10 protein-coding genes and 2 pseudogenes are annotated in these 19,608 nt (G+C 47.7%); 2 read left to right on the forward strand and 10 right to left on the reverse strand.

All coding sequences use genetic code 11. The annotated features are described in order from the left end of the window. Nucleotides 1-157: 157 nt before the first annotated feature. Nucleotides 158-348 (reverse strand): annotated as a pseudogene (locus ABFI50_RS01230) (helix-turn-helix transcriptional regulator). After that, nucleotides 345-812: pseudogene (locus ABFI50_RS01235) on the reverse strand (hypothetical protein). Before ABFI50_RS01235 ends, ABFI50_RS01230 begins: the two co-directional pseudogenes overlap by 4 nt. A 291-nt stretch (nucleotides 813-1,103) precedes the next feature. Here ABFI50_RS01235 and ABFI50_RS01240 point away from each other — a divergent pair. After that, nucleotides 1,104-5,957 carry an ATP-binding protein gene (locus ABFI50_RS01240; RefSeq protein ID WP_347485172.1) on the forward strand — a complete coding sequence of 1,618 codons (4,854 nt, stop codon included), beginning with the start codon at nucleotides 1,104-1,106 and terminating at the stop codon, nucleotides 5,955-5,957. A 90-nt stretch (nucleotides 5,958-6,047) separates the two neighbouring features. Here ABFI50_RS01240 and ABFI50_RS01245 read toward each other — a convergent pair whose 3' ends face one another. From ABFI50_RS01245 to ABFI50_RS01255, 3 genes are all read right to left on the reverse strand, one after another. Beyond that, nucleotides 6,048-8,174 (reverse strand): hypothetical protein, encoded by a 2,127-nt coding sequence (locus tag ABFI50_RS01245; protein ID WP_347485173.1) that lies wholly within the window; start codon nucleotides 8,172-8,174, stop codon nucleotides 6,048-6,050. Further along, complete coding sequence (locus ABFI50_RS01250; protein ID WP_347485175.1) at nucleotides 8,167-12,150, reverse strand: hypothetical protein; 3,984 nt, start codon at nucleotides 12,148-12,150, stop codon at nucleotides 8,167-8,169. The genes ABFI50_RS01245 and ABFI50_RS01250 overlap by 8 nt, the downstream gene beginning before the upstream one ends. Before the next feature lie 524 nt (nucleotides 12,151-12,674). Further along, a complete protein-coding gene (locus tag ABFI50_RS01255; protein ID WP_014884433.1) occupies nucleotides 12,675-13,583 on the reverse strand; it encodes a LysR substrate-binding domain-containing protein in 909 nt (302 codons plus the stop codon). A gap of 170 nt (nucleotides 13,584-13,753) precedes the next feature. On the opposite strand from ABFI50_RS01255, the gene ABFI50_RS01260 reads away from it, so the two are divergent. Then, complete coding sequence (locus ABFI50_RS01260) at nucleotides 13,754-14,362, forward strand: glutathione S-transferase family protein (protein WP_347485176.1); 609 nt, start codon at nucleotides 13,754-13,756, stop codon at nucleotides 14,360-14,362. A gap of 42 nt (nucleotides 14,363-14,404) precedes the next feature. Here the strand turns inward: ABFI50_RS01260 and ABFI50_RS01265 are convergent, their stop codons facing one another. From ABFI50_RS01265 to ABFI50_RS01285, 5 genes are read right to left on the reverse strand one after another with little or no spacing between them, the layout of a single operon-like run. Then, nucleotides 14,405-14,899 (reverse strand): flavin reductase family protein, encoded by a 495-nt coding sequence (locus tag ABFI50_RS01265; protein WP_023337497.1) that lies wholly within the window; start codon nucleotides 14,897-14,899, stop codon nucleotides 14,405-14,407. A gap of 1 nt (nucleotide 14,900) precedes the next feature. Further along, a complete protein-coding gene (locus ABFI50_RS01270; protein ID WP_014884436.1) occupies nucleotides 14,901-16,208 on the reverse strand; it encodes an aminotransferase class III-fold pyridoxal phosphate-dependent enzyme in 1,308 nt (435 codons plus the stop codon). Between the two features lie 42 nt (nucleotides 16,209-16,250). Beyond that, nucleotides 16,251-17,942 (reverse strand): tryptophan 7-halogenase, encoded by a 1,692-nt coding sequence (locus tag ABFI50_RS01275; protein WP_347485178.1) that lies wholly within the window; start codon nucleotides 17,940-17,942, stop codon nucleotides 16,251-16,253. Between the two features lie 19 nt (nucleotides 17,943-17,961). Next, complete coding sequence (locus tag ABFI50_RS01280) at nucleotides 17,962-18,450, reverse strand: hypothetical protein (RefSeq protein WP_248189172.1); 489 nt, start codon at nucleotides 18,448-18,450, stop codon at nucleotides 17,962-17,964. A 15-nt stretch (nucleotides 18,451-18,465) separates the two neighbouring features. After that, nucleotides 18,466-19,584 carry a beta-ketoacyl synthase N-terminal-like domain-containing protein gene (locus ABFI50_RS01285; RefSeq protein ID WP_023337501.1) on the reverse strand — a complete coding sequence of 373 codons (1,119 nt, stop codon included), beginning with the start codon at nucleotides 19,582-19,584 and terminating at the stop codon, nucleotides 18,466-18,468. Between the last annotated feature and the right edge of the window lie 24 nt (nucleotides 19,585-19,608).

The raw sequence follows: 19,608 nt of genomic DNA on the forward strand, positions 1-19,608 counted from the left end.
GCATTTTGTGCAGGCGGTGGCTTAGTTCGTGGTAAGAAGACCGATAATAGAAAACTGTTTTTGCGGTTCAAAGGATTATGACGGATGAGATAAACGAAATGCGGCGCAGCTTCCGTAAATGGGCTGCGCCGTAAGGACATCAGAGATAGCGTGAAGGCTAGATTTTTTCAGGCGCAACATCTAACGCTTCAGCAATCAATGTTTCGCCTTTGGGCCAACACGGCGGGTAAGCGCATTTGCCAGTGTGGAGGATGCCAGCCCAACCTGACGCGAAAGCGCTGACAGCGAAGTGCCACGTTTTTTCAGCCCGGAGATAATGTCGGCAGGATGCCAGTCAGGCTGCGTCATACTTTGACCTCCACACCGTCGATAAACTTCATGCCACCGGCAGTACGCAACCAACGCGGGGCTTTCATTTTCGCTGCGAAGTAATTAATCAGGTCGTACAGCAGCCAGCAAAGGTGCTTCTCCGTTTCAGAGGCAAATCCCAGCCCCGACAGGGTTTGCGTGATAGCAAGGCAGTAACGACAAAGCTCCGTACATTCAGGCTCAAAACGGGGAGTGGTCGCAGGAAGCGTGTCAACGGTCAGGCTTTCAACCAGATGGGGAGGAACTGGCTCTAACAGTGTGGGTTACAGCAGCGTCAGACAGGTGTTGATTCTCCCGCAAAGCGCCATTTTCAACGAGGGATCGTTGCTTTCAATCAGGGTTTCGACAAAGGTTTCGTAGTGACTGGTGTGTATGGTGAAATCCGTGGTGGCATTAAAGGGAACAACAAGTGACGGGTGTGTCTGAGTGAGGAGTATAGCCATAAGGCAACCTCCGGTATGTGAATTTAAATTCCACCACCGAAGAGACCAATCTTACGGATGGTGAACTGAACGGAGTTGGTCTTACCGGTCATACCTACACCGATGCACCTTGCGATACCCCCCAGCCGCCAATAGAGATGTAGCCGAACGCACGACATAAAAAAAGTGCGAATGCGCCATTATGTCGCAATGACGGTTTTACCCGGGTACTGTACTTTTATCTCTTTGTTTTACCAATCGCCTGTCCGTAAAATAAACGCCAACACGGAATTCATGCTATGAAGGTGAAACTTGTCTGATACGAATATGAGCGGTCCCTCAAACGGTGGTGGCGCGGCAACCAGCAGCGGTATTATCTTTCAACAACAATTAGGCGCGTTTTTCGCCGCTCAGATCCTGAGTAATGACCCGTTGGATCCTTCATTAGTACTGGGTGATGCAGCACCTGTTCGGCTTCGTTTCGAAACTGAAGCGCCAGTTGACGATATTCTTGTGGCAACTTCTGTGGGCGGATTTCTTGCAATTCAGGCAAAAACAACGGTCCCACTTTCAGATAAAGAAAAGAGTCCTTTTTACCGGACAATTGAACAGTTCGTCCAACACTGGCTAACCTGTCGGGATGGTGATGGTTCTCTGGAATGGAACCGCCCTCTGTCGCCGGAGAAAGATCGGCTGATTTTAGCCGTAAGTATCAAAGCATCAGCGACTGTTCGGACCGATCTTTCCGCCGCGTTACGCCATCTTTCCCAGCAAGGCCGCGGAGCTATGAACAGGAAACAGAAATCAGCGTCTGATATTTTCGAACGCTGTGTGTTGACGGCGTGGGGCCGAATTACCACGGAGCCCCGGCCATCAGATCTGTTAGCCGAACTTGCCCGTCTGATTGTCGTTCACGTTGTTGATGTTGAAAATATCGCATCAACACTTCAGATGCGACTTAGCCGCAGTCTTGCCAGAGAAACTGACTCAGCAGCAGCCCTGAGTATTCTTGTCACCACCTGTGGGGAGATAATGTCCCGACGTGGTGGCTGTGATGCATTATTATTACGTAACCTGCTGGCAGGAAAAGGGATTAAACTGGCCGCACCGCCACAATATCAGGCGGATATTCATCAACTTATCCGCCACTCTCAGCACGTTGCCAATGCCTTGCAGCAGTATGAAACCATCGATAATCCCTCCGGCCAGCCGATTACCTTGCGCAGGGAATGCCAGGATGCGGTTGAGCAAGCTGTGCAGTCCGGCTCGCTATTAATTATTGGTGAACCCGGAGCCGGTAAAAGCGGCGTACTGAATGCGCTGGCACGTAGCCTGCGCAATCGTGGGGACGATGTTCTTGAACTGGCGGTTGATCACTATTCGGTTGAGTCACTCGAAGGACTGAGCCGTGAACTCCGGCTGGATCATTGTCTGACTGAAGTGCTTGAAGCATGGGATGGTACGTCTCACGGCTGGCTGATTATTGATGCACTGGATGCGACCCGTGGGGGTAAAGGTGAGGCTGTTTTTCGTCCCCTGATTGAACAGGTACTGAATCAAAAGGGGCGATGGCGCGTTATTGCCTCTATTCGCAGTTTCGATTTGCGTATGGGGGTGAAGCTTCGCGATCTGTTTAAGGGGCATCCTCCAGTGACGGAACGTGCCGATACGCAGTTTTCTTCGGTTCGCCATATTGTTATTCCACGCTGGTCAGATAACGAATTCAGCCAGTTACTGGAACAATCTTCGGCGCTGACAGCAGCACTTAAGCAGCTTTCTGACAGGCTTCGCGATTTAGCAAAAGTACCGTTTAATACACGATTGCTGGCCGACCTGGTTTCGCAATATGCGGATATTAATCTGAGTCGTATTTCATCCCAGAGCGAATTATTAAAACTCTACTGGCAGTATCGCGTTGAGAAACATGGGCTGAATGCCCGGCAGTGTCTTAAGGCTCTGGTTGATCATATGATTGCCACTCGTTCACTCAGGGCTCCATCTCTGTTGACAGGCACAGATGCCGATATGATTGATACACTCTCTCGTGAAGGCGTTGTCGTCAGGGAGGCTAGCGATCGCTGGGTACAGTTTCGTCATCATCTGCTCTTTGACTATGCTGCGGCAAAAATATCATTCGATCCTGACGCACTCATTGCGGGAGCCTTGCGTTTCCCTAAACAGCAGGCTCAGGGATTGTTGCTTTCTCCCGCCCTGGGTTTTGTGCTCCAGGAGATCTGGGATTATAACGAAGATCATCACGGTTTCTGGCAAGCGGTAAGTCATCTGGTTAATGATAGCGATGGCGATCCCATTATCCGTAGTGCAACAGGCCGGATTGCGGCTGAATACCCTGTTGCACAAAACGACCTGCTCTGGCTCGCTAAACGTGTGGCAATGGACGATCAGAACGTTATTTCCACACTCAGTCATCTCTGCGGCGCGCTGGCAATTCGGTTTGAAGATGAAAAAGACGTGGCTCTGCTTCCGTGGGTATATCTGGTCTCTGCTTTAACGCCTGACATCAATAAAGTCGCGGAGACATTGCGATTTTTGCTGCATCCGATTACTAAGCAGGTGACTGATCCTGATCTACGCAATATTCTGGGTACAGCCTGCCGCGCCGTGCTTTCTTATGGCCTTGAGCAGAGTCAGCCGGGCTATTTTGTCAGAAGTGCTATACCTTTCGTTGCAGATACGATCAATACCGATGTTGATGCATCTTGCCGTTTACTGGAGCAAATTATTTCCGTCAAACGTCTCCAGCATTTTGGTTCAGAGGAAATTCCCATTCTCTGTTACAACATCAAGAAAATCGCAGATTATGCTCCTGAGTTTGTTGCCAGCGTATTCGAGTTTGTCTACAGCTACGATGTCACCGAAGAACGGGAAACAACGCTGGGGAACAGCCGAATTCTCCCTCTGAGATCAAACGCCCGACAGGACTATGAATCGGCTCGTTATTCCCTCGGTGAGTTTTTCTCCCATTTTCTCGAACAACATCCCGAGCAGGCTGTTGATGCTGCCGTTAACGCTTTAAATGGATATGTTGCCCGGCACCATCCTGTCGATTCCCCAGTGATGCATTTATCCATTTCCGGGAATGATATCTCTCTTAAAGCCGATCACAGCCACATCTGGGCGTACAATCCTACAGGCGAACACGCGCATGACGGAGAAGTACTGGTTAAGAAACTATTTCAGCATTTGAAAAGCGCGACTGAACCAGACGTGTTAGTTCTCGCAGAACTTTTTCGTCAAAAAGCCTCACTGGCAATCTTCTGGGCCAGGCTCTTTCTGGCGGCAAATGAACGTAATGATAGCCTGGTTGATTTTCTCTGGCCCATTGCCGCGCAGGAAGCGTTTATCCGGAACGAAGACACCCGTAAAGATGCTATCGATTTGGTCAGCAAAGGAATTGCACGGCGTCCAGTGGAGGAACGGCAAATGCTGGAGAATGCAGCATTCCAGTATAATTTCTCTGGCTATATTTACCCGGAAGAAGCAAAGAAACGACTGTTATATCGCCTTTTCAACGCGATTGGCTCAGATAATCTTTCTACTGAAGCCGCCCGGGACTTTCTGAAAAACACGCAGGGAGATGATGAAATATCAGGCAATAAAAGGCTTTTCGATATTTCTCCGGTCAATGTTAGCACGGGTATACCTTATGATTTTATCGAAGGTCTGGATCAAAATGAGCCAGTCAATGCCATGCTTATCAGTGCTGTCAAAACAGCGAAAACTGCACTGGGGTTAACGACAAATAATACACTCTCCTCTGAATTATCGCTGGAAGATGTTTTTGGCATTCTCGAGCCGCTTCGTGAACAACTCAATGCTGTAAATATTCATACCTATGTGCGCACAACTGCAGAGGATGTTATTGTTCGGGCCTGCGCTGCGGCTGTTGAACAGAAATTATTACCGCCTGTAAATGACCATCGGGCAGATGAGCTGACCCCTCATTTTTTGGACTTATTGCATATGACTTCTCGCGCAATATCTCCAACTATCAATGAAGATACCGAGGATAATTTTGCCAACAGCGTTAGCTGGGGCTCTCCTTCACCGAGGATTGATGCTGCACGAATTTTTCTGGATGTAATGCCTTTACGTCCCGATCTGTATGATCTACTGAAACCTGATATCGAAAGGATGCTGGTTGACCCTCACCCGGCCGTTCGTCTTCAGGCATCAACACGCCTGTTAAGGTTGTGGGATATTGCTCCGGATAGCGTATGGCATTACCTGAATGAACGCGTGGAGCAGGAAATCAATACCGGCATAATAGAGCATATAGTTGGGGATGGAATCAGACGTCTGCTATATAACGACCCGACGTATTCCTTCTGTCTTATCCAGAAACTGCTGGGACGTTTTAGTAACGATCCTGAACGTCAGCACCGTATTCGCAAGATAGTTAGCATCGATCTGGCAATTCTCTGGGGAGTCCATGAAATCAGGGAAGCATATGATATTCTTCAAGGCTGGATTGTCGATCCCACTATTTATAGCCATGAACTTAAACAAATTTTATTTACATTAAGGGATGGATTCATTCTTGGCTTTACCGAACAGAGTACACCGAAGGACATTGGAATCAGACGACGGGCGTTAGATATAGCCTATAGCATTATTGATGCTGCAGGAAAAAAACTGGAAGAGTATTCATCCCGCACTGATCTGACAGAGATTGAACTGGAAGACGTAAGGCGCTGTTTTGCAATTATAGACGGAGCATGTCTGCAACTTCGCTTTGTTTGTGAAGGGAAACATAATCCTGAGAAACCATTAGAAAAAGAAGAAGTTAAGAGATTTCTAAACGAAACTGAACTGCACATGCGGCGCATTGGTGATTGCAGTACGCCACACACTATTTACTACCTCCTGGAACTGCTGGAAACGCTTGTTCCTGTCGATCCTGCAAAATGTTTTGATCTGATGGCCCATGCATTACGTCACGGAACAAGGTTTGGTTTCCAGAATGAACATATGGGAATGGAACAGTTGGTAAAAATGATGGGGATGTTTCTTGCTGACTATAAAATCATTTTTGAAGAGGAACACCGACGTACCTGTTTGATAGAAAGCCTGGATATTTTTATGGATGCAGGCTGGCCATCTGCCAGGCGTTTGCTTTATAGGTTGCCGGAGTTGATTCAGTGAATGAACAGGCTCGATATTATCCGGTTTAAAGATATTCAGGCCATAGCATATGGCCTGATAAAGAATAACCCACGTTAAAAGCTGATAAAATTAGTTATGCAGCATCAAACGCGATATTTTTTCCAGAAGAGATGTCTGACTGACTTCATTATAACGGGTGGTATCGTAAGTTAAAGTTCGCAACAGTAATTCAGTTGCTGGTTGCGTCATCACATCAGCCTCCTTACCGTCAAATGTTGTCGCCACCAAATTATAAACTAAGGTAGCCCTGTCCATAATCTGGTTGGGCTGGTTGCTTTTAGTACAAAAAAGTAATGCTTCATTACCTCGTTTTTCAATAAAGAGTTGTTGATACTGGCTGACAGCATGACTTTTAGGTTTTGGCGTTAAGTAGTAAGGCAAACATGTTTTATCCGCTGCACCAAATTTATTAATTTTATCCTGATTATTTTCTGCTACCTGAAGAGAACAACGCTCCGCAGAACCTAATAATCTCGGAATACGAACAGTATTGTATCGCTTAATCACAATCTTATTTATTGTATCAACAAGATAGAAATTATCATCACGCAATTTATCAATACAGTTGATATTCATCCCCGGAACATTATTACGGAAAGCCACCTCATTTGTATACATTTTTGGCTCTGCGATGTTCATTACGCCATGACTGAATATTACGGGCGTGGCAACGCCATAAAAATCATTCCCTCTTCTGTTTCCGGAAGAGGAGCAACGAATTGAGACAAGAATATACTCACCATCGTTAATGTTAAAACCGGTAAGTTTCTTTCTCACCAGCACTGCTTCTTTTAGCCAAAGTTCACTGCGGATCATTTCCAGCTTAGCGACAGGTACTGGATTAAGCACTTTTTTAACCGACTGGGTAACAGGATCTTTTTTATTCTGCTCTATAGATTCAATATTACATCCCTGAAAGACTCGCTGATGATTATTCTCAAAATCAAGGATGAAATCCACTTTTAGCCTTGAATAATAATCCAATAGCTCTTTTTTACCCGCTTTTGCTTCATTCAATGCCTGCCAGGTAGAGTTTAAGAAGGTATCTTCACCAAGAGAAATGCTGGACCCGTTTATTTTTTTAGACTGATTCAGCACCAGATAGTTAACATTTTTATCCAGTTCAATAAGTTCTCGAGGTGGCATTATAACTACTGCACCTAATTCTTTTTTCAGATAGTGAATAAATAGCTGATGCGCCTCTGGATTTTCTCCACTATTAATATTATCTATAATAACTAACGGACGCTGAAGTATTTTACTATTGGTCGTCAAAAAGTTTAACTGGCAGTGGGTAGCATAAAAAACACGTGGCGAGAAAGTGATATTAGCCTGAGACAGGATATCACCGAGCACGCGCTGAACCAGATTCTCTGCGTGATTTTTGCAGCCAGAATAATCCTTACTGGCAAAACGCATATAGGGCATTTTCCGGTATTTTCTACCATCTACTTTCTCAAGCAACTGCAATGATTTTTTACCCTTAATCAGAATCCGACCATAATCGCTGAGTACACCAAGCTCTTCCGCTTTAGCTCTGAAGCAGATCCCTTTCAGAGTAAAGGTGAGGTCACCATAATCCGGGCTGTAAAAGAGGTCACTTTGCAATGCATCTACGTAATAGTTTCCTCTCTTGTCTGGTTCTTCTTTTTGTACGACAGCACCCAGAAAAACTTCGCTATTATAGGCCCCATAACTCACCTCAAAATACTTCCCGGCATTCTCTAAAAAATGTAGTTTCAGACGCAACCCGAGCACAGTTTGAGCAATTTTATATTGATCAAAGCCCTTTATTTTTAGTTCATTAACCCATTGATGATACGGACGGGCATCTGGTGACAGAAACATCACAAGATAGCTGTTTGCTTTTCTTAATGTTTGATACTGAAACTCCCTGTTATTTTTCACTCCCAGCTTTAAGGATAATGTATTTTGAATTTCCCTGTGCAACTCAATAAAAAAATCATCCCATTTCATGGTGTATTCTTTTACCTTGTTGATACAGATTGCATCAATTCCCCAACCATTTGCCGAGGGTAATTGCAGAAGTTTTTCCAACATTACATCAGCAGCATCATGAATATCAAAGAGCTGTGTTCGTGCTTTAGGTGCATAATCTGAAGGCTGAAGGTCCCATTCGGCAGCCATCACAACATCCGTTTCATTATGCTGTAGACTATCAGTTACATCAGTCATAATTCACTCCTAAAAGATTAAGTAAGTATTCATTTATTCTTAATTCTGATTTTATTTTTGCATCATAAGGATTTTTGCCATTATCTTTTTCATAACATGAAATACTTTTAAAAAGGTTATAATAACAGATCCCCTTATGGTTAGAATGTTCGGCACGAATGTTGAGGCTGTTTAAAGCATATCGGGTATTAAGATAAACAACATCAACACCATCAAACTGTGTTTTTTCTTCAACGATTTTCTGCAACTCACTGACTTTCCCCAATGAGTTATTATGCATTTTTTTCGCTAATTGGCGGTTATTTCCTTGCATTCGCCAGTTTTTTACATCGATTGCAACAATCCGGTTCTTGTTAATGCAGTACACATCAAACAGCTCATAACAATGGCTATCCAGATAGTGTGACAGCTCTTGTGGTAGGATGGGCGTAATATTCATTTCCTGGAGCACAAGGTGTAATTGCCATTCACCAATGTTGCCAATCAAAAGTGGCATCAATGAAGGGATGGGAATGTATTGTTGTAAAGGCGTGGCCTCTAATCCCAGAATCTTCGCAAAAATACGCTGTTCAGTTCCGGATGACTCTTCAGCCATGGCTTCATGATATTGGGGTAAACAATATTCCGGTTTGTATGGATTTGCCCCAGCTGAAATATCTGTTAATCCATAACCATCTAAGGTTTTAGCTAGTATCACATTTTCCCAATCGGCAGTGCGCTCCAGATAAAAATGGCTTACACAGTCGCTAAGGTAAGCATTTTTCTTAATAATCGCGTTGCGTTTAAGACGCTTCATATATGACTGAGGATCGGTAAAACAGTCCCGGTGACGTAATGCTTCATTTAACTCAATTGCATTTCGATCACCTTGTCTTGCCAGTGGCAGAATTTTATTTTTCAGTTCGGCTTCAAAGTCACTATACATATTTATTGCTTTAACAACTTTATTTTCAAATTCGCTACGCTGACTATCGGAAGAAAAGCTGGCTTTTAATAAATCCTCTTTTGCGCGTTTGAACCATAGGTGGTTATGCAGACTCAGGGAAGCAAGTAACGGTTGTGCATTTGGATGACGATCCAAATCCCGAAAAACACACAATGCATTATGATGAACACCAGAAGGTAAACGAATAATGCCATCCATTTGGGCATCACGCCGTTCTGTACGGCCAATAGTTTGCATTGCAATTTTATGAAGCTCGACGGTATGTTCAGTATCCAGCAATTGGGCAGCATCAGAATCAACTAGATCCGTATCGAAATCACCAACCTGACGAGGCACGCTTCCATGAGCATAATGCTTGAGTAAGGTAATATAATTTTCCAGCGTGTTTCGCGATGGAGTTGCATTAATCTGACTCCAGTAGCTACCGCAGACCATTGCTAATTCATCAAAGTCGATTTGCTCTGAATCTGCTCCTGTAGGTTCTGACGGTACCGGATAAGTGACATAATAATTAAGCCCTGTGCCAGCCCCCTGGAAGTGGGAAACCATGCATATTGCTAAGTTTTGGTGATCAATTTGCAGATAGTCTCTTACCGGATCTTCCCGGTTGAGTTTTGAATCAAACATGACGACACGTAATCTATGCCGCTCAGCAAAAGGAGTGATTTCAAATACACGAGATAAATCGTTCCCCCGACGTGTTTCATTGTCAAGAATAGCGACCCCACGATAGGGATTTGCACTTAACTTATTGGCACGAAGAAAATTCCCGATAATCGCAAAAAAACGGCTACTGATCCCAATACATAGAATGTGCCGACCAGTATAGGCCGCAAGTAACATACTCTGTAACTGGCGATGAAACTCTCGTTTATGATAGCGATTAAACTGAACGGCTGTAGAGTATGGTTCGAGCATTTTGAGCCACAAACGATATGCATTCCTGAACTCAGGCTCCTCGTTTTGTGGTAAAAACTCCAGTACCTGATCGTCAAATACCTCCAGCGCTACAGGACGATGAAGGTTTCTGTTGTCGCGGATCGCCGACAGGGGCGAAGCAGAATTAACATCCCGCTGCCTGATGCGATAGTTCAAGTCACGGGCGTATTTATCCAGAAACGGGCGGCTGTACTGTCCATTATACGTTGCAGGAAATCCTGCTGTAGCAGACAGTAAAATAATAGTATTACGTGTATTATAAAGCACACGTAATAATGCTATTTCGGGTAACTCCTTAATTAACTCCATCCGAAATTTGAGTAATACCCATCCCCTCAGTTGTTCAGCCTCAATTCTTACCTGTTCACGTGGCGAAAGGGAAAACAATGTCTTGGGTTGAAAATAGGTAAAAAAGTCATCTATCAACTGTTCTTTCTGAGGCTCACTGGAAGATAAATGATCTATATCTCCTTTAATACTTTGGGCTTTACGAATGAAAACAGACAATGGGTTATTCTGATTTGCCATCTCCTGCTGTGCAAGCAAATCGCAGACATGTTTGGGTGTTTCCAACCGGGCAGAGGCTAATAATAGAGCAGTCAGTGTCTGATACATTTCATATAGGGTAAATTCATCTGGAACTTTTTTGTCATCTTCAGAAACATAGACTTCAGTGTATGAATGACGCCCGTGACTACGTAAATGAATACGACGAAGATCTGACTCACGGTAAAATCGCTGAATCTGATAACTGAAAACATTACCAATTAACGCGATAACCTGCTCAGCATTACGACTATCGACGACGATATCAAGCAAACTATTTCTAAAGAGTCTGGTCAGCTTCTTAAGATCGAAATCTGGTCGTAAATCACATTGTAATAAGGCTTTGTTGATCTCATCGACATAATTTTTCAGAGGGATATACCCTGGCGCTCTTTCATCGGAAGAACATTCATCCACATATTCCAGTACACGATGTAAAATTGCCAGTAACGAAGGAAGCTGCTGATCGTCGTTCATTAATGTCTGGCAAACATTCTGCTGGAAGATACGGTAGGCTTCGTGCTCTTCGTCCAGAACTAATGTAAAACGAATATCACGTTGTGCGAAAGGTGAGTCTTCATCGGTTATCCAATATTGCTCTTTTAAGCTCTCAATTCGCTGTGGATTAGTCTGGTTAGCAATCTCGCCTAACGGATTCACTTTGAGGCTTTTTTTCTGACCCAGAACGTGGTCCAGTTGTTGTGAACTCCGGTGATAGCCGCCTTCTTTATCGCGTTTCAGTAACAGCACACTGCCATCGAACTTTTTCGTCGTGGCCAGCAGGATACATCGGCGATACAGTGCAATCTGAAACGGGAAAAGATGTTTAACCATTTCCGTCGCCAGTGCATATCGAGGGTTAGTCGCTTCCCCATCAAGTAAAGCCGCCAGATCCTGATTCAGGGCATTAAGCATCGCCACAGTCGCTTCCTGTAAGCGACCGGCTAAATGAAAACTATTGAGACGTAACTCATCCTCCAGACGTTTTTGCTCAAACGTTGCCCCCACTTTAATCTCTGTTTCCAGACGTACTTCCAGACTATTACGAGCATCAACTTCCGCTTTCAGACGTTGAAAAATGAGCTGAATGTCACCCGACATCAATTTGTCGGCTTGCTTGATCCAGCGGCGATACCGTTCCCGGTTTGTAGGTGTTTTCCCTTCAGGAGATTTCACCCATGAAGTAAAACCAAGATCTGCGATATCCCCTTGCGAAAGATAAGGTAACAATTCAATCTTCTTATCTCGGGCGCGAGCGATAAGTTGTTCCGGGATGTCAATTTGTGATTTCAGCGGTGTGATAAACACCAGATTGCGATGGCTATTGCCTAGGTTGATTGCTGGATTTACGCTTTCGATGTATTGAGCGAAAACGTTATAGCTTTTGCCACTCGCCGTACCATCCTGGGACTGAATCAGTAGTGGTGTATCTGCTTCGGTAAAGGAGTAAAACGTACCGGCCTGTTTTCTTGCTGCGGTAATGGCTTCTCTGACACTGTGTGGTAATGGAAGATGTCGAATGTTTTGATTTTGTTCGGATTGCATGTCTTCAATTCCTTCTGGCACAACTGCAATTTGAAAATCGGGTATGGACGTATTAACGCACCAAACACAGCGTTAGAGGGCTATGTGAAATACTCGCTGAGACGGCTTGTATTCGAGAGGTTGTACGGGCACTTATTATGCTACGCTCAATCGCAACTGTGATGGCAGTTAAGTGCTTATTTTACCTGACATTATGCAAACATCAGAAACTTAATCCCATATTTTTTATATGGAAAAATTCCTGGCTGATGCTGATTGATTTGCTTCAATTTGGCTCATATCTCACCGCTGAGCTACGTCTGGATAAGTAGGCAGATATGGTATAGATGATATGCCGGTTCATTGTAGTTGGCTTGCATGACGGCAAGAAAAATCAGTAATAAATAAGTGGTCATTGTGATGGTCTTGATAACCTCAATTTTTAGGTTTAACTTACCAATCAGCTAGTTAATGGCAAAGGCGATCCCAGTCAGAGGAGCCACATTTGAAAAGCCTGCTTTTTGAGCAGGCTTTTTGCTTTTCTGTTAGCCGTTACTTTCCACAGCCCCTGTCAACTGACGCCAGGCCGCCACTTCCTCATCCAGCCACTCACTAAAGAGAGCCACCTCCGGTTTCGCTTCCGTTAACTGCGATGTCACCAGCCAGTAAGGCCAGGGATAAGGTGCAGTGAAAGGGGTAAGCTGGACCAGTTCGCCCCGGGTGATGGCATCCTGTACCAGAGAGCGACGTTCCAGCGCGATACCTTTACCGAGTCTGACAGCCTCAAGGACTAAATTTGAGTCGTTAATGCATAACCCGCCGGGCACAATATCTTTTTCCAGTCCCGCATTGAAACACCAGGTTTTCCACGACTCCATGGAGAATATGATTTTACTCTTTGCCACCTCTGCTGGCGTTGCCGGGAGGATGCCGCCGTTATAACCGGGTGCTGCAACCACAATCAGTTCATCTGAAAACAGATAATGGCAGTCGCTTCCTTCCCAGTTACCTTTCCCCATGCGTATCGCCACATCTATCCCTTCCTGCTGCATGCTGGTGATCGTCAGACTGGCCTGGATCCGCAGCGTGATGTGTGGATATTTTTCCCGAAACCGCTCCAGACGCGGCAACAACCAGTGACAACCAAAAGACGGCACCATCGCCAGCGTCAGTTCCAGTATTCTCGGTTTCACCTGCACTAACCGGGTAGCATCTGCGATATGATTCAGCGCTTCGCGCACCTGTAACGCGTAGAGACGCCCCTCTTCGTTGATCTGCACCCCTCGCCCATGACGGATAAACAGCTTCACCCCCACCATTTCCTCCAGCACTTTAATCTGCTGGCTGATGGCGGAATGGGTAACGTGAAGCTCTTTCGCCGCAAGCGTTACGCTGCCAAGGCGAGCCACAGCTTCAAAACTACGCAAACTTGCGATAGGTGGAAAATCCGACATGAAACCACTCCCTCATAGACTGAATCTGATAAACGCTAACCGGCCAATCTGTCAGTAATACTAACTCAGGCCGTAAGATACTGATGATATTCGCCATAACGAATTTATTGTAATGTCTGTTTATCATCTTCAATGAAGCGTTTTTTCACACAGACAGGAAAACTGGAATCATGATAAAGCTGATTGGCATGATGGATTCTCCTTATGTACGCCGCGTGGCGGTCTCCCTGGAACTTTATGGCGTTGCGTTTGAAAGCCAGCCGTTGTCCGTATTCAGCACATTTGAGGAATTTTCCCGGATTAACCCTGCGGTAAAAGCGCCAACGCTGGTTCTGGAGAATGGAACACGTCTGATGGACTCGTCTCTCATACTGAATTATTTTGAGGCTCAGGCCGCGCCTGAACGGAGACTCCTGCCCGTGACGCCGGATGCACTGGCGAACGATCTCCAGACGCTGGGCTTTATCCTCGCCGCCGCGGAGAAAGCTGTGCAAAATGTGTACGAACACAACCTGCGCCCGGCGGAGAAAAAACATAATCCGTGGATAGAACGTATTACCGTCCAGCTGCTGGCTGCCTGTCGGGAATGGAACGCGCTGCTGGAAGCCCGTCCGGAAAATGCGGTGGCCGATCAGGTTGCTGTCACCAGTACGGTTATCTGGACATTTATTCAGTCAATGATCCCTCACGTCGTTAACGCCGGGGATTTTAAAAAGATTCAGGCGGTTGCCGACGTTTTCGAAAACCAGGCGGCATTTAAAAAATACCCTTTTAGTTAACGCTTCGCTCGGCGTGTTATGGGGCTTTTCAGCCCCTTTTTTTTAGGCAGGAATCGACAGACCCGCGGTGGTGGCATAGCGACCGTTGAAAAAGATGAGCGGTTCACCTTCAGTATGTAACGAATCCACCACCTCACCGATGAATATCCAGTGATCGCCACCGTCTACCTGACGCCACATTTTACATTCAAGATGCGCGAGTGCCCCGTCAATCAAAGGCAGTTTAAAGCCGCTGACCCGGTGGTCTACGCGATGAAATTTGTCGCTCCCCGCGCTGGCAAAAATATCGCTAACCTGATGCTGATGGCCCGACAGGACATTTATCGCAAAGGCGTCCGCCTCCAGAAAATGCTGAGCGTACCAGGATTGCTTGCGCAGGCTCCAGAGCACCAGCGGGGGTTCCAGGGAGACGGTGTTAAAGCTGCTGATGGTTAGCCCATGGAAATTGTTATCTTTATCCATCATGGTCACGACACACACGCCAGTTGCGAATTGACCAAATACGTTCCGTAATGTTCGGCTATCAAACTGCGCCATATTATTTCACCTCTGCTAAGCCTGAAGACGCGACCTGCTGCAGCGCGCCGGCAAAAATTGTCAGCCCTTCATCCAGAACGCTGTCTTCAATCGTTAGCGGCATTAAAAAGCGGATAGCATTTGCCTGTTTGCCGCATTTAAGAAGAATAAGCCCCTCACGGGCACAGCTTTTGACTAACCGATCGATAAGCCCGGTCGCCGGGGTTCGCTCTCCATGCTCCAGAGAAAAAAGCTCCAGCGCAATCATGGCGCCAGTCCCGCGTATCTCATAGCCAATCGACAGAGGGCTGACAATGGACACTAAAGCGGAGCGCAGACGTTGACCCAGACGCCGGGCTGCGCCCAGCAGGTCCGTCTCTTCAAAGAGCTTAAGTACCGCCAGCGCCGCCGCGCAGGAAAGCGGGTTGCCTGCCCAGGTTCCACCAAGACCGCCCGGTGCCACCTGGTTGATAAGCGACTCACGGCCCACCACGCCAGACAGCGGAAGCCCGCCGGCAACGGATTTACCGAACACAATTAAATCGGCGTCAACACCGGTTTGTTCCATAGCAAAGAACGTCCCCGTGCGCCCCGCGCCAGACTGAACTTCATCCGCGATTAACACGATGCCTTCCCGGTCACAGAGTTCACGCAGAGCACGCATAAACGCAGGCGGCACGACGTAAAACCCGCCCTCTCCCTGAACGGGCTCAATGACGATGGCGGCCACATCCTGGGGGGCAATGTCGCTCGTTAATATCATCTTGAGGCCCGCCAGCGCCTGAGCAATATCACGCTCCGTCTCTCCCTGCGGGAAGGGTGCCCGGAAGACCGGGCCGGGCATGATCCCCATCCCCTGGCTGTAGGGCGCAATTTTGCCGTTCATCGCGAGGGTCATAAACGTACGCCCGTGATAGGCACCGCTGAAAACAATCACACCGCTTCGCCGCGTGGCCACGCGGGCAACCTTAAGCGCGCTTTCCACCGCTTCGGACCCCGTCGTCAGGAGAAAACTCCGTCGGTCAAAATCTCCCGGCATTAAGGCGTTAATACGTTCACACACCGCGATATACGATTCATAAGGGGTGGCGGCAAAACAGCTGTGGGTAAACTGGTGCAGCTGGCGCTCAACGGCCGCGATGACGTTGGGATGAAGATGGCCGGTATTGAGCGCGGCAATGCCGCCGGAAAAATCAATGTAGCGACGGTTGTTGACGTCATACATCACCGCATTTTCCGCTCGTTGAATATAAACCGGATGCATCTGGTTAATACCACGGGCGACGGCACCCTCCCGTCGCTGCAAAAGCTGCTCGACTACAGTATCCATAACGCTCTCCTCAGGGGGCGGTCGGAACAACCGCCCGTCAGGTTATTGATGACGCGCCTGTTGCAACATGGCATCTGCATGCTGGTTTAACTGCTGACGATCGCCATAGCGGTAAGGATCGAGGAAATCGAAACGGACCGGTTTATCTCCGCGGTCGAACAAGTGCCCGATTCCGCCAGGCGCGTTATGAGCCCAGTAGAACAGAGAATCGGCAAATTCCTCCGTTGCCCGGGACAGGTAACGATTGGTGAAATCAGAGAAATCGATGGGGAAATGCTCGCGGTTGTCAGCAAAAAGCGAATGAAGCGTAGCAATCACCTCTTTTTCTGAAAGATTACCGGCGCGATAGGCTTCCATTGTTTCGCAGGCCTTATCGAAAATAGCCTCATAGTAAGGGCTCTCAATGGAAAGATGTCCCGGATAGGTTGCGCTTTCAAATTCCTTCTCAAGCCGCTCGTCATCACCGTGCTGCTGATAGTCGCTGAGGATTTTACGCAGACGCAACACGCCGATGTAACTGCCGCTAATCCAGATACGGAACCACGCATTCCACAGTGGGAAGCTATCAAATGCGGTGAATGAATTTGCCACCAGCCTGTCGTTTACCTTCACCACTTCCAGGCTGTAATCCTGATAGCTGGCGAAATTCGCTGCTGACCAGTCATCCTGTCTGACGGCACGAACAATTTTAGGCGCGACGCGCAGAATCGATTCGAACGTATTCACCAACCCGCGCGAGAACAGCGGATCGACAAAGCCCACTGCATGGCCTAAAAGGCAATAACGCTCCCCTACGCTTTCGCGGCTGGTGTAATTCAGACGAGGTGCAACGGTCCATTCGCGTACCCGTGCCGCGCTCTCAAAGTGACGGGCAACGGAGGGGTGCTCATCGAGAAAACGGGTAAACTCTTCTTCCGGATCGCCTGCGGGACCATGTTTATCAATATCGAACTGCAGGCCGACGCTGCATAAGGTATTGGTCGAATAGGGGTGGTTGTTGAACGGAATAATCCACAGCCATCCGCCTTCAAACATGTGGTGCAGCGTGCTCTGTGAGAGCGGGGTCGGCGAACCGGTCACGTCCGTTGAGGCGATGACGTCTTCATACAGTTTGACCCCTGTCATATGGGTGAACAACGAACGCGTACGGCTCTGCATCTCACGAGCACCTTCGCGCAGGCCAAACTTATCGGCAACCGGTGAACGATAGCCTGCTGCATCCACGACGTACCTGGCTTTTATCTGCTCTTTTCCCAGCTCCAGCAGCATCCCGTCGCCGGTTTCTTCAATCGACTGGATGCGGGTTTGCTGGCGAATATCGGCCCCCAGACGTGCGGCCAGCGCCAGATAATAGGCATCAATATCCTGACGGAACAGATGCGCTTCCGGCGACAATACCGGTGTCGACACAACGTCCTGGGGATTATGCGCTTTATTCTTACCGTTCCATGCAAAGCTGAACGCCAGTTTAATACCGGCGCTCGACGTACCAATATTTTCCATCAGCGCGTGAATTTCCCCCGGCCACGCCAGCTCAGGAATATTGTACTGACGCGCCAGAATTTTCAACAGTACAGCACTTTCCGGCACCATCGATTCCCCGACGGCAAAGCGAGGATGGGTACCGGCATCAATAATTACCACGTTTAATTTCTGTTTTGCCAGAATAGCGCCGAGCATGGTTCCTGCAATACCGCTCCCGATGATGGCCACATCATAATGACTTTGTTTCATTGCTTTACCCTTAATAATATTACTGAGTGACTAACTGAGTTGTTATTTCGATTTCATGTTCACGCGTGTGATCTGCCTGAATCAGAAAAAGATATGTTGCCTGTTGTGTTAACCATTCTCTCGCCAGAGACAGGGCAATTTCTTTGCCAGTGCGCTGCGGCATTGTCAGCACCATGGTGGGTCCCTGAAAGCGATAGCGCGTACAGCAAATGGAAATAGGTGCCCCAACATTGGCATTAATAAAATCGACCGGAGAGACGCGCGATTTTATTGCCAGGTCATGAATAATTTTCTCACTGGTATTCACCGGGAATGCCGTGCCAAACTGAATAATCCCGACGCTTTCAAGATGATTATCCAGCAATGCCTGGTGCTGTTGATAAAGTTCATCGACAGTAAACAGCACATTTAAAGACAATGGGTCGGCTGTTTTTAGCCCCCGGCGCAAGGTCTCATCTAAATCTGACCAGATTAATGAGCGTGCGTTACTCGTAGAAACGATCTTCATAAGCTGCCCCACCTTTTACATTACGGTAAATATCAGGCAGGTGTTAAAACCACCAAACCCAATCGTCATGCTTAACCCGGTCTTTCCCGTTAAGGGCTGAGGCTGCGCGGCAGGTAAATTAAAACGCAGGCCATCAATCGGCTTTTTCAGTTCATACACCGGGGGGATCGTGCCCGCATTGAGGCTATGAATGAGCGCGATGGCTTCCAGCGCCCCTGTCGCCCCCAGCGTATGGCCAAAATTGCCCTTCGTCGCGAAGACCCAGGGACGATGTGTGAAAAACTGGTTATAGGCATTGCTTTCAACCCGATCGTTGGTCAGGGTGCCCGAACCGTGCGCATTAATAAGCGCAATATCGCCAGGTTCAAGTCCCGCCTGCGTCAGGGCACGCTGCAATGCCAGGCGGATGCCATTGCCTTGCTCATCCGGCGCGGTCAAGCCTGCCGCATCGTTAGACGCCCCAGCACCGACAAGCCTTGCCAGCACGCGTGGTGCAGAGCCGCCTTCTCGTTGCAGCACCAGAAAACCGGCCCCTTCTCCGAGAATGGTTCCTTCGTGTGTAGCATCGAACGATTTCAGGGTAGAAAGTGAGAGCGTGCCTAATGCGCTATGGGCCAGACGTTTTGAATCAGTAAGAATATCGGCGCCGCCGCACACGCACAGATCGGCTTGCCCCGTTGCAATTAAATGCGCCCCCAGAAGAAGAGCATCCGAGCCCGAGGAGCAGGCGGTAGAAAGGGCTATCCCTTCCATTCCCAGCGACTCTGCCACCTCGTTGACCCAGCCGTCGAGCGGCTCCCGGCAAAACGCCTCGCTGTCGAGGCGGAATCCCAGACTGGTTCCGACAATCAAAAAGCGTCGCTCCTCCGGCACAGGTTCTGCTGCACCCGAATCCTCTAGCGCCTGGCGGGCCGTGCGTTTCGTCAGAGCGATCAATTTTTCGCGCATTTCGGCAGGCCATTCACCCGGCAGCATGGCGGCCAGATCGGTACGCAAGCTTCGATCCGATGGCGCAGGCGCAATACCGGTTTGTTTTTCCAGTAAAGTCTGGAAAACATCCTCGATACGATCGCCAGACGCAGTTGTCCATCCCATGCCGACAACATTGGCGACATACGTTGTAGTAGTCATCATTTTTTCCTTTACCGCAAAATAGTA

The organism is Enterobacter sp. HNDS-6 (assembly GCF_039850505.1).
Taxonomy (GTDB): Bacteria; Pseudomonadota; Gammaproteobacteria; order Enterobacterales; family Enterobacteriaceae; genus Enterobacter; species Enterobacter kobei.